The organism is Pseudomonas sp. Root71 (assembly GCF_001429045.1).
Classification (GTDB): Bacteria; Pseudomonadota; Gammaproteobacteria; order Pseudomonadales; family Pseudomonadaceae; genus Aquipseudomonas; species Aquipseudomonas monachiensis.
On sequence record NZ_LMHY01000007.1, the window covers coordinates 101,273 to 113,116 of the forward strand.

Annotated in this window: 12 protein-coding genes; 11 read left to right on the top strand and 1 reads right to left on the bottom strand. The window is 58.4% G+C overall.

Going from position 1 to position 11,844, the window contains the following annotated elements; translation table 11 throughout:
- Window positions 1–6 precede the first annotated feature (6 nt).
- Genes nuoI through nuoN form a run of 6 tightly spaced genes read left to right on the top strand, consistent with a single transcriptional unit; the run spans window position 7 to window position 6,269 of the window.
- Complete coding sequence (gene nuoI, locus ASD95_RS08360; RefSeq protein WP_015094374.1) at window positions 7–552, top strand: NADH-quinone oxidoreductase subunit NuoI; 546 nt, start codon at window positions 7–9, stop codon at window positions 550–552.
- Between the two features lie 9 nt (window positions 553–561).
- Window positions 562–1,065, top strand: coding sequence for an NADH-quinone oxidoreductase subunit J (gene nuoJ / locus ASD95_RS08365; RefSeq protein ID WP_053161453.1), 504 nt, complete (start codon window positions 562–564; stop codon window positions 1,063–1,065).
- 2 nt (window positions 1,066–1,067) lie between these two features.
- Window positions 1,068–1,376, top strand: a complete 309-nt coding sequence (nuoK, locus tag ASD95_RS08370) for an NADH-quinone oxidoreductase subunit NuoK (protein WP_007946416.1) — start codon at window positions 1,068–1,070, stop codon at window positions 1,374–1,376.
- Window positions 1,373–3,226: an NADH-quinone oxidoreductase subunit L gene (gene nuoL / locus ASD95_RS08375; protein WP_056723844.1), complete on the top strand. Its 1,854-nt coding sequence runs from the start codon at window positions 1,373–1,375 to the stop codon at window positions 3,224–3,226. Before nuoK ends, nuoL begins: the two co-directional genes overlap by 4 nt.
- A gap of 39 nt (window positions 3,227–3,265) precedes the next feature.
- Window positions 3,266–4,798 carry an NADH-quinone oxidoreductase subunit M gene (nuoM, locus tag ASD95_RS08380; RefSeq protein ID WP_056723846.1) on the top strand — a complete coding sequence of 511 codons (1,533 nt, stop codon included), beginning with the start codon at window positions 3,266–3,268 and terminating at the stop codon, window positions 4,796–4,798.
- A gap of 7 nt (window positions 4,799–4,805) precedes the next feature.
- Window positions 4,806–6,269: an NADH-quinone oxidoreductase subunit NuoN gene (gene nuoN / locus ASD95_RS08385; RefSeq protein ID WP_056723848.1), complete on the top strand. Its 1,464-nt coding sequence runs from the start codon at window positions 4,806–4,808 to the stop codon at window positions 6,267–6,269.
- 75 nt (window positions 6,270–6,344) lie between these two features.
- On the opposite strand, the gene ASD95_RS08390 is transcribed toward nuoN, so the two are convergent.
- Window positions 6,345–6,689, bottom strand: coding sequence for a hypothetical protein (locus ASD95_RS08390; RefSeq protein ID WP_156385748.1), 345 nt, complete (start codon window positions 6,687–6,689; stop codon window positions 6,345–6,347).
- A 92-nt stretch (window positions 6,690–6,781) separates the two neighbouring features.
- Here ASD95_RS08390 and ASD95_RS29425 point away from each other — a divergent pair, with 92 nt between their 5' ends.
- The 5 genes from ASD95_RS29425 (at window position 6,782) to ASD95_RS08410 (ending at window position 11,656) form a co-directional block, all read left to right on the top strand.
- Window positions 6,782–6,922, top strand: a complete 141-nt coding sequence (locus ASD95_RS29425; RefSeq protein WP_177336466.1) for a hypothetical protein — start codon at window positions 6,782–6,784, stop codon at window positions 6,920–6,922.
- A gap of 46 nt (window positions 6,923–6,968) precedes the next feature.
- Window positions 6,969–8,204 carry a YcaO-like family protein gene (locus tag ASD95_RS08395; RefSeq protein WP_056723852.1) on the top strand — a complete coding sequence of 412 codons (1,236 nt, stop codon included), beginning with the start codon at window positions 6,969–6,971 and terminating at the stop codon, window positions 8,202–8,204.
- Window positions 8,201–9,160: a class I SAM-dependent methyltransferase gene (locus ASD95_RS08400; RefSeq protein ID WP_056723854.1), complete on the top strand. Its 960-nt coding sequence runs from the start codon at window positions 8,201–8,203 to the stop codon at window positions 9,158–9,160. The genes ASD95_RS08395 and ASD95_RS08400 overlap by 4 nt, the downstream gene beginning before the upstream one ends.
- Entirely contained in the window at window positions 9,157–10,035 is an 879-nt protein-coding gene (locus ASD95_RS08405; protein ID WP_056723856.1) for an alpha/beta fold hydrolase, read from the top strand. Before ASD95_RS08400 ends, ASD95_RS08405 begins: the two co-directional genes overlap by 4 nt.
- Window positions 10,036–10,330: 295 nt before the next feature.
- Window positions 10,331–11,656, top strand: coding sequence for an OprD family porin (locus ASD95_RS08410; RefSeq protein WP_056723858.1), 1,326 nt, complete (start codon window positions 10,331–10,333; stop codon window positions 11,654–11,656).
- Window positions 11,657–11,844 lie beyond the last annotated feature (188 nt).

Genomic DNA, 11,844 nt, shown 5'->3' on the forward strand with positions numbered 1-11,844 from the left:
AGAATCATGAAGTACATATTTGACATCGTGCATGGCTTCTACACCCAGCTTCGCAGCCTGGTGATGATTTTCGGCCACGCCTTCCGCAAGCGCGACACGCTGCAGTACCCGGAAGAACCGGTCTACCTGCCGCCGCGCTACCGTGGCCGTATCGTCCTGACCCGCGACCCCGACGGCGAAGAGCGATGTGTAGCCTGCAACCTGTGCGCCGTGGCGTGCCCGGTCGGTTGCATCTCGCTGCAGAAAGCTGAAACCGAAGACGGTCGCTGGTACCCGGACTTCTTCCGCATCAACTTCTCGCGCTGCATTTTCTGCGGCCTCTGCGAGGAAGCCTGCCCGACCACCGCGATCCAGCTGACACCGGATTTCGAAATGGCCGAGTTCAAACGTCAGGACCTGGTTTACGAGAAAGAAGATCTGCTGATCTCCGGCCCCGGCAAAAACCCTGATTACAACTTCTATCGTGTTGCAGGTATGGCGATTGCCGGGAAGCCGAAAGGCTCCGCGCAGAATGAAGCCCAGCCGATCAACGTGAAGAGCTTGCTGCCTTAAGGAAGAAAGATGGAATTCGCTTTCTATTTCGCATCGGGTATCGCTGTGGTGTCCACGCTTCGCGTGATCACCAACACCAACCCTGTGCATGCCCTGCTCTACCTGATCATTTCGCTGATCGCCGTGGCCATGACGTTCTTCGCCCTCGGCGCACCGTTTGCCGGTGTCCTGGAAGTGATCGCCTACGCTGGCGCCATCATGGTGCTGTTCGTGTTCGTGGTGATGATGCTGAACCTGGGCCCGGCCTCGGTTCAGCAAGAGCGCGTCTGGCTCAAGCCCGGTATCTGGGGCGGCCCGGTCCTCCTCGCCGCGCTGCTGCTGGTGGAACTGCTGTACGTGCTGTTCTCCCACCAGACCGGTGAAGCCATCGGCCACACCACCGTAGACGCCAAGGCCGTGGGCATCAGCCTGTTCGGTCCTTACCTGCTGGTGGTCGAACTCGCCTCGATGCTGCTGCTCGCCGCAGCTGTCACGGCGTTCCACTTGGGCCGCAACGAAGCCAAGGAGCAATGACGATGCCTGCTATCCCCATGGAGCATGGTCTGGCGGTCGCCGGCATCCTGTTCTGCCTCGGTCTGGTCGGCCTGATGGTCCGCCGCAACATCCTTTTCGTGCTGATGAGCCTGGAGGTCATGATGAATGCCTCCGCGCTGGCGTTCATCGTTGCCGGTAGCCGCTGGGCGCAGCCGGATGGACAGATCATGTTCATCCTGGTGATCAGCCTCGCAGCCGCCGAGGCCAGTATTGGCCTGGCGATCCTGCTGCAACTGTATCGCCGCTTCCACACGCTCGATATCGACGCTGCCAGTGAGATGCGCGGATGAACCTACTCTTTCTGACTTTCGTATTCCCTCTCATTGGTTTCCTGCTGCTGTCGTTCTCACGCGGCCGCATTTCGGAAAACCTGGCCGCGCTGATCGGCGTGGGCTCCATCGGTCTGTCTGCGATCGTTACCGCCTACGTGATCTGGCAATTCAACGTCGCCCCGCCGGAAGGCGGCCACTACACCCAGGTGTTGTGGCAGTGGATGGCGGTGGAAGGCTTCACGCCGAACTTCGCCCTGTATCTGGACGGCCTGTCGCTGACCATGCTCGGTGTGGTCGTCGGCGTCGGCTTCCTGATCCACCTGTTCGCGTCCTGGTACATGCGCGGTGAAGACGGCTACTCGCGCTTCTTCGCCTACACCAACCTGTTTATCGCCAGCATGCTGTTCCTGGTGCTGGGCGATAACCTGTTGTTCCTGTACTTCGGCTGGGAAGGCGTGGGCCTGTGCTCGTACCTGTTGATCGGTTTCTACTACAGCAACCGCAACAACGGTAACGCCGCACTCAAGGCCTTCATCGTGACCCGTATCGGTGATGTGTTCATGGCCATCGGCCTGTTCATTCTGTTTGCCCAACTGGGCACGCTGAACGTTCAGGAACTGCTGGTGCTGGCTCCACAGAAATTCCAGTCCGGCGACTTCTGGATGGTCATGGCCACCCTGATGCTGCTCGGTGGCGCTGTCGGTAAATCCGCGCAGTTGCCGCTGCAAACCTGGCTGGCGGACGCGATGGCCGGCCCGACTCCGGTTTCGGCACTGATCCACGCTGCAACCATGGTGACCGCGGGCGTCTACCTGATCGCCCGTACCCACGGCTTGTTCACCCTGGCGCCGGAAATCCTGCACCTGGTGGGCATCGTTGGCGGTGTGACTCTGGTACTGGCTGGTTTCGCAGCCCTGGTCCAGACCGACATCAAGCGTATCCTCGCCTATTCGACCATGAGCCAGATCGGCTACATGTTCCTGGCCCTGGGCGTTGGTGCCTGGGACGGCGCGATCTTCCACCTGATGACCCACGCCTTCTTCAAGGCCCTGCTGTTCCTTGCGTCCGGTGCGGTGATCGTTGCCTGCCACCACGAGCAGAACATCTTCAAGATGGGTGGTCTGTGGAAGAAACTGCCACTGGCCTACGCCAGCTTCATCGTCGGCGGCGCGGCCCTGGCGGCCTTGCCACTGGTAACCGCAGGCTTCTACTCCAAGGACGAAATCCTCTGGGAAGCCTTCGCCAGCGGCAACAACGGTCTGCTCTACGCCGGTCTGGTCGGTGCGTTCATGACTTCGCTGTACACCTTCCGCCTGATCTTCATCGCGTTCCACGGTGAAGTGAAGACCGAAGCCCACGCCGGTCATGGCATTGCGCACTGGCTGCCACTGTCGGTGCTGATCGTATTGTCGACCTTCATCGGCGCGATGATCGTTCCACCGCTGCACGGCGTGCTGCCGCAAAGCGTCGGCCATGCCGGCGGCGAAGCCAAGCACAGCCTGGAAATCGCCTCGGGCGCCATCGCCCTGGCCGGTATCCTGCTGGCCGCGCTGCTGTTCCTCGGCAAGCGTCGCTTCGTCACCGCCGTCGCCAACAGCGGCATCGGCCGTTTCCTCTCGGCCTGGTGGTTCGCTGCCTGGGGCTTCGACTGGATCTACGACAAACTGTTCGTCAAGCCGTACCTGGCGATCAGCCACATCCTGCGCAAAGACCCGCTCGACCAGACCATCGGTCTGATCCCGCGCATGGCCAAAGGCGGTCACACCGCCCTGAGCCGTACCGAGACCGGTCAACTGCGTTGGTACGCCGCCTCGATGGCTGCTGGTGCCGTGCTGGTAATCGGCGCCGTCGTGCTGGTAGCGGTCTGATATGAACCTTGCGAATTTGCGAAAGGAAACGAACCCGTCATGATTCTGCCTTGGCTAATCCTGATCCCCTTCATCGGCGGCCTGCTGTGCTGGATGGGTGAGCGCTTCGGCGCCACCCTCCCCCGCTGGATTGCGCTGATCACCATGTCCCTGTTGCTCTCCCTCGGCCTCTGGCTGTGGGCCAACGGTGATTATTCATTTGCACCAAAGCCTGGCGCCGATCCGACCTGGGCGCTTGAGTTCAAGCAAGTCTGGATCCAGCGCTTCGGCATCAACGTGCACCTGGCCCTCGACGGCCTGTCGCTGTTGATGATCATGCTGACCGGTCTGCTGGGTGTGCTCTCGGTACTCTGCTCGTGGAAAGAAATCCAGCGTCACGTGGGCTTCTTCCACCTGAACCTGATGTGGATCCTGGGCGGTGTCGTCGGCGTGTTCCTCGCCCTCGACCTGTTCATGTTCTTCTTCTTCTGGGAAATGATGCTGGTGCCGATGTACTTCCTCATCGCGCTCTGGGGTCACAGTTCTTCGGACGGCAAGAAAACCCGGATCTACGCGGCGACCAAGTTCTTCATCTTCACTCAGGCTTCCGGCCTGATCATGCTGGTGGCGATCCTGGGCCTGGTACTGGTCAACTTCAACGACACCGGCGTGATTACCTTCAACTACGCCGACCTGTTGAAGACCAAGATGTCGATGACCACCGAGTACATCCTGATGCTCGGCTTCTTCATCGCCTTCGCGGTCAAGCTGCCGGTCGTGCCGTTCCACTCCTGGTTGCCTGATGCTCACGCCCAGGCGCCGACCGCAGGTTCCGTCGACCTCGCCGGTATCTTGCTGAAGACCGCTGCCTACGGCCTGCTGCGCTTCGCCCTGCCGCTGTTCCCGAATGCTTCGGCCGAGTTCGCGCCGTTTGCGATGGCCCTGGGCCTGATCGGGATCTTCTACGGTGCGTTCCTGGCGTTCGCGCAAACCGACATCAAGCGTCTGATTGCCTTCTCGTCCGTTTCCCACATGGGCTTCGTACTGATCGGCATCTACTCCGGCAGCCAACTGGCGCTGCAGGGCGCGGTGATGCAGATGCTGGCTCACGGTCTGTCGGCCGCGGCACTCTTTATCCTCTCCGGTCAGCTGTACGAGCGCACCCACACCCGCGACATGCGTGAAATGGGTGGCCTGTGGTCGAAGATCGCTTACCTGCCGGCCCTCAGCCTGTTCTTTGCAGCGGCATCCCTGGGCTTGCCGGGTACCGGTAACTTCGTCGGAGAGTTCCTGATCCTGATCGGCACCTTCCCGATCGCCCCATGGGTGACCATCATCGCGACGTCCGGCCTGGTGTTCGGTTCGGTCTACTCGCTGATCATGATCCACCGTGCGTACTTCGGCCCGGCCAAATCGGACGCGGTGCTGCATGGCATGGACGGTCGCGAAATGATCATGGTGGTCGGTCTGGCCGCACTGCTGATCTACATCGGCGTGTACCCACAACCGTTCCTCGATACCTCTGCCGCGACGATGCATGGCGTGCAGCAGTGGCTCGGCACCGCCTTCACTCAACTCGCTTCGGCCCGGTAAGAGCGCTATGGAATTCACGACCCAACACTTTATCGCGCTAGCGCCGCTGTTGATCACCAGCGCCACGATCATCGTGGTGATGCTGGCGATCGCCTGGCGCCGCAACCACTCGCAGACCTTCCTGATTTCCGTGGCGGGTTTGAACCTGGCACTGTTGTCGATCCTGCCTGCCTTGAAAGTCGCGCCCCTGGCCGTGACGCCCTTGCTGCAGATCGACAGCTTCGCCTGTCTGTACATGGCGCTGATCCTGGTCGCCACCCTCGCCTGTGTCACCCTCGCCCACGCCTACCTCGGCGATGGCGGCACGGGTTACCCGGGCAACCGTGAAGAACTGTACCTGCTGATCCTGATGGCCGCCGCCGGTGGCCTGGTTCTGGTCAGCGCGCAGCACCTGGCCGGGTTGTTCATCGGTCTGGAACTGCTGTCGGTACCGGTCTACGGTCTGGTGGCTTATGCCTTCTTCAACAAGCGCTCGCTGGAAGCCGGCATCAAGTACATGGTGCTGTCGGCGGCCGGTTCCGCGTTCCTGTTGTTCGGCATGGCCCTGCTCTACGCTGACTCCGGCTCCCTGAGCTTCGTCGGCATCGGTCAGGCACTGGCGGCTACCGGCCTGCCAAGCTCGCTGGCACAACTGGGCCTGGGCATGATGCTGATCGGCCTGGCGTTCAAGCTGTCGCTGGTGCCGTTCCACCTCTGGACTCCGGACGTTTACGAGGGTGCTCCGGCGCCGGTCGCAGCGTTCCTGGCGACCGCTTCCAAAGTGGCTGTGTTCGCCGTGATGGTGCGTCTGTTCCAGATCTCGCCAGCGGCGAGCAGCGGTGTCCTGAGCGACGTGCTGACCATCATTGCCATCGCGTCGATCCTGTTCGGTAACCTGCTGGCACTGACCCAGAGCAACCTCAAGCGTCTGCTGGGTTACTCGTCCATCGCCCACTTCGGTTACCTGCTGATCGCCCTGGTGGCAAGCAAGGGCCTGGCCGTGGAAGCCATCGGCGTGTACCTGGTCACCTACGTGATCACCAGCCTCGGTGCTTTCGGTGTGATCACCCTGATGTCCTCGCCGTACAAAGGCCGTGACGCGGACGCCCTGTACGAATACCGCGGCCTGTTCTGGCGCCGTCCGTACCTGACCGCTGTCCTGACCGTGATGATGCTGTCCCTGGCCGGTATCCCGCTGACCGCGGGCTTCATCGGCAAGTTCTACATCATCGCCACCGGTGTCGAGTCCCATCAGTGGTGGCTGGTCGGCTCGCTGGTACTGGGCAGCGCCATTGGCGTCTTCTACTACCTGCGCGTGATGGTCACCCTGTACCTGATCGAACCGAACCTGCGTCGCGTCGATGCGCAACTGCACTGGGAACAGAAGGCAGGTGGCGTGATGCTGCTGGCCATCGCCCTGGTCGCGTTCTTCCTCGGCGTCTACCCACAACCGCTGCTGAACCTGGTTCAGCAATCGGGCCTGGTGGGTTGATCGCTTAAGCGACACTCGGTAGAAAACACAAACGGCACCTTCGGGTGCCGTTTGCATTGGCGCCTGAAAAATAGTTCAGAGCCTCCCCTGCCGTCGGATGTGTGAGAGTTTTTCGATCGCTATAGGAAAACTCACCATACGCACCAGCCGAAAACCGGCCAGTTTCTCCCAGCGTAATTTTTGATCCACCTCTTTCTGAAAGATCCGACACACAACGACTACAAAACCTGGAAAGCGGCGCCCGGATATACCGGGAATCCGAATATATAAGTATCCACTTTCGTTTATCGCCCCCCACGCAAGCCCCTGCCTCTCTGCATTCAACTCTTGAAATGCGGCGACATCTATTGGAAAACAAATAACAAACCAAAATTGATGTGTACATATTTCATCGGCGCCGACAGCCAAGAACTGCAACATCTGCACACTTTTGACCCAAATACCCCTTTGATTATAGATTCGACTCGTGCTGAAAACAGCACACTCCATTTCTAATCAAAGGAAACTTCCCAATGGGTTATATGGTCAGCGGCTGGAATGCCAACAAAATCACGGATATCGAGCAACAGGAAACACCTACGCCTGAGCAGATCGAAGCATTGCAATTGACCGAAGCTGAATTGGCGGAACTTGTAGAACAAGACGTCGAGTAACAATACGAACGGGGGACAGGTTCCCCCGTTCTCACGAGGAAAAACAATGGACAGGACAAGGATTGCCGAACGGGAACTGTCAGCGGACGAGGCACAAAAGCGCATTCTCGCCGAACTGCGCTTTTTGGGGCTCGAACCCAGCATCCGCACACTAGGACGTAAAGTTGTCTCGGTGTTGGCCAGTCTCGGTAGCAACACGCATGAACCGATCTGTGGCGCCGGCAAAGGCTATCCGGACCAGGCTCGGATCGGCGCACTCTATGAAGCCCTCGAGCACTATTGGACGGAAGATCTGAGCGCTAAAGACATTCACTTTGCAACTGCGCAATACTTTACGGAAACAAAGCTTTTTAACGATGACTCAGTACTGCAGCTTGTTTGCGACCAAAAAGACACCCGGATCGCTTGCCGAACTTATAAATGCCCCTTGCAAGACACTCACTTTCACTACCCGATAGCACTGACTCTGCCAGGTTATCCAGAGCGGGCATTTGAACAGGACAATGCCAACTATTGTGCCCTGCGCCGATATTCAAGTAACAGTGGTACGGCGATCGGAGCGAGTTACAACGAAGCATTACTCCATGCCACCAACGAATGCATTGAACGGGATGCCGTTTCTTTATTTTTGCTGAACCACTTTTATTATGAAAATCATCCACCTCAGCGACGGGTTGCACGCCTGCGTCAAAGCGATATCCTCGGCCGTTTGTGGACCGATGCCGAAAGGGAGATTGGCGCAGAAATCGTGTTGCTGGAAATCAGCAATGAATTCCAGGCACGAACATTCCTGGCTTTCCCAGCAACGCCAGACACCCACATCAGCCTGTACGGTACGGGTTGTTCCCTTGACCCACGGCATGGTGCCTGGCGTGCGCTGACCGAACTGGTACAACTGCATCACGCCGTGTCGCAGTCGCAGTCGCAATATCGGCAACACCTGATCAATGCACAGCGACATTTACAGCGCTTTCCCCGTCTGTTGCGCTGCTCGCAGTTCCATACCCCGTCGCTACTGTCTCCCCAACATAGCGTGGTGCTGCCCGACGCGTGGGATGAACGACCATTGACCGAGCAAATCGACCAGTTGCTGCAAGACCTGCAACGTCACGGACGGACATTAGGTGTAACTACTCTTCATCAAACAGCTTTGGGCACCACACTGGTCAACGTAGTCATTCCCGGTCTGGAGCGCTTTTTCATTGTTTCCAGCGGCAATGTTGTTATCCCCCAGTCCCGGGGTCGACGCCTGGAAAAAAACCGGCAGGCGACATGCGCATGAATACTCCAACGGTGGTTACTCCCGACCGAGAGGTGGCATTGGCTCAAGGCCTGGCCAGGCACGTCATCCAATCCGGTACCATGGGTTGCTACGTCGAGCCTGCGGGCGCCAGCCTGAATCATCTATTTTTTCTACGAGTGAAAGGTCGTGACTGGGTTGGCCGAAAGACCCTGCAACGTGACGCACACCAGCGGTTGCACCTGAGCAGTGTGCTCACCCCTTTCATGTTGCTTGGGCCTCTCGTCCAGTGGCAGTGGAGTAACGAAGGTGTATCAATTTACTTTCGAACAGCGACCCTGGCTGAAAAAACCAAGGCCTTCGACACCGCACTGGCGCTATCTGATAGCGAGGTTAACTTCCCGTTTCCGTTATGTGACGACTCGAATCAGGAAGCGGTCTGTCCTGACGAGTTCTGGCAGTGCAACGAGGTCCTCGCCACACAACTGAACGCAGACGAAGCGCATTTTCGCGACCATTGCGTCCAACTGCTCAAGACAATGCCAATGAAGGGGCAAGTAATTTACGACCCGGCCTGCTCCACCGGCGAGTTCATATCCCATCTGGCCCGGGAACTCACCGACTATCGCTTTCTGGCATCCGATCGCTCGGCCTCGATGATTGCGTATGCAAAAAACCGCCACGTGACATCGCCAGTCGAATTTCGCCTGCTCGACTCCAGCGACGCCGCCATTTGCGGCATTCAATGCGACGTCCTTATCCTTCGATTTCTTAATGCCGAAGTTCTGACCCGCAGCGACGCTCACACCGCTTTCCGCTCCCTGGTGCACTGCGTAAAGCCCGGCGGCAACCTCCTGATCTTCGGTCATACCCCTGTTCTGATTCCTGTACCCTGGCTGGCCCAGCAGTACCACCTGCATTTGTTGTCCAGCGTGGCGGCACGCTCCGGCCAGACAGAACTGTTCCAGTTCTATCGTTTGCTGGTCCCGACTTCATGACCGGCACTCTCCAAACAAACGGATACTACCCAACCGGCGACGGCCATCAACTGTATTGGGAGCGTCACGGAACACCGGGAGCCGAACCGGTATTTTTCCTCCACGGCGGCCCAGGCGGTCGCTGCCGGCATGAACACCTTGAGTTTTTCGACCTGGAGTGCTTCGACGTCGTTCTCTTCGATCAACGCGGGTGTGGACGCTCCCTCCCCCATGGCGAGCTCCGCGATAACACCTGCGGACTGTCAGTAGAAGACATCGATGGGTTACGTCAGCATCTGGACTTCGAAAAAATCAGTCTGCTGGGGGTTTCCTGGGGCAGCTGGCTGGCAATTCAGTACCAGCAGCGCTATCGCGACACCCTGCTGAAAACCACACTGGTCTCGGTTTTCGTGCCTTTCGCCGATAATGTCAGTGCCTACGAACAAATGCTTAACCACGGACTGTCGACACTCACTGGCTGCCATGCAAGCCATTCCCTACGCGACATCTTCCGGATACTCTGCGAGGGCTGTCCGCTACAGCAGCGCCACGCGGCCATTCAATGGTTACAAGCCCTTTTGCAACAGACAGGACAATCCATTGGCCGGAACACCCTTGAGGATTTCGTCGACGACGAAGCCATTCGCGCCATACGCCTGGAGCTGCATTACCACATGCAGCAATACTGCTTCACACCAGCCAACGAAGAGTTGACCCTGGATAGAAACACTTTGCTGATGCAGGGAGTCAGGGACGCCTTCGGCATGGCCAGTGTGCGCTGGCTACGACAGCGTTTGAATCTTGATTGCCGACTGCTGTATGCCGGGCACAACGCGTTCGCCCCCCCCATGCTCAAGGCTGTGCGATATGCGCTCAAGCGTGTTGCCCGAGACTGAATCAGCGGTAGCCGAACAGTCTGCCCGGAGGACTCGATCTCTTGAGCTTTGTCTGGATCAAGAGATACCACCAAAAGACGGCACCTTCGGGTGCCGTTTTTGCGTTTGGGGGATTTTGCCTTGCCTTACTGAGTCCGCCTGCCCACATGACGAAATTGTAATTCCCCCATCACCTTGGCGTTATCCGCAGCTTGCAACGATGTCACTCGGCGACCATGCCGGCGGGCCTTCTCCGTCGAACAATAAAACCCACGCCGACGCACGTTCCCGTTCTGCCGAACCCCAGGAGTGATAAATGGTTAACAATTTAAAAATGTCGATGGCCGCTTTAGCGGTGGCGGTCGTCTCCGGACCGTCCATGGTGTTTGCGCAAGATAAGGCCGAGGGCTTTATCGAGGGCAGCAGCCTGACGGTGCTCAACCGCAACTTCTACTTCAATCGTGATTACCGCAAAGGCCAGTCCAGCCCCACCGGCAATGGATACTCCGAAACCTGGGCGCACGCGATCATCAGCAAATTCGAATCCGGGTACACCCAAGGCACCGTCGGGGTGGGCGTCGATGCATTTGCGATGATCGGCGTGAAACTCGATACCGGCGACGGTCGCAACGGTGGCCGAAGCTCCTTCGACATGCTGCCAGTCAATAGTGACGGCGAGGCGCAGGGCGAATACACCAAGATCGGTGGCGCCGCCAAAGTGCGCGCCTTCGACACGGAGATAAAAGTCGGCGATGTGTTCCCGTCCACCCCGGTCGTCGCAGCGGGAGATTCCAGGCTGTTGCCCGAAAGCTTCCAGGGCATCACCGCGACCAACAGCAGCATCGACGGGTTGACGGTACAGGGTGGACGCCTGCACGCGATGAGCCAGCCGGTTTCCAGCGACATGAACGAGAATTTCGAGACCTTCTATGGCGGCCCGGTCAATTCACCCTGGATCGCCTACTTTGGCGGCGACTATGAACTGAACAAAAACCTCAGCTTCAGCCTGTACTCCAGCCGCCTCAAGGATGTCTGGAATCAGTACTACGCAGGTACCGCATGGACTTACCCGCTGACGGACGACCTGTCGCTGTTTGGTGGTCTGAACTATTACAAGGCGGTAGACGAAGGGAAACAACTACTCGGCGAGTTCGACAACAATATCTGGAGCGGTCGGGTGGGTGTAAAACTGGGAGCGCACTCCATTGCGCTGTCGCACCAGCAAAACAACGGCAACGACGACTTCGATTATCTGCGTCAGTCCGATTCGATCTTCCTCGACAACTCCATCCAGTACAGCGATTTCAACGCGCCCAAGGAGCGCTCCTGGATGGCGCGCTACGACCTCGACATGACCACCTACGGCGTTCCGGGCCTGTCGTTCATGACCCGTTACGCCCGTGGCAGCGAAGCCGACTATTCCAACGCCAACTCGGTGTACATGCGCCGCGATGCCGATGGCAACCCTTTGACCGATCAGAAACGTTGGGAGCGCGACATCGAAGTCAAATACGTGGTGCAGACCGGCTCGCTGAAAGATCTGTCGCTGCGCCTGCGCCAGGCCACTACCCGCGCCACAGCGTTCGAATCGGACCTGGATGAAGTCCGGCTGATTGTCGAGTATCCGTTGGCCGTTCTCTAACCTGGCACTGCCCCTATTCACCTTTAGAAGCTCCTTGCTCCTTTGGTAAAAGGTGAATCTTTTGGCGTCCTTCGGGACGCCTTTTTTTGGTTCTTCACGCAATTCCGGGGAACACCGATACCTGTAGGAGACGGCTTGCTGGCGATGGCGGCCTCCTGGCTGGAGTATTTTATTGGTGGTGTACATAT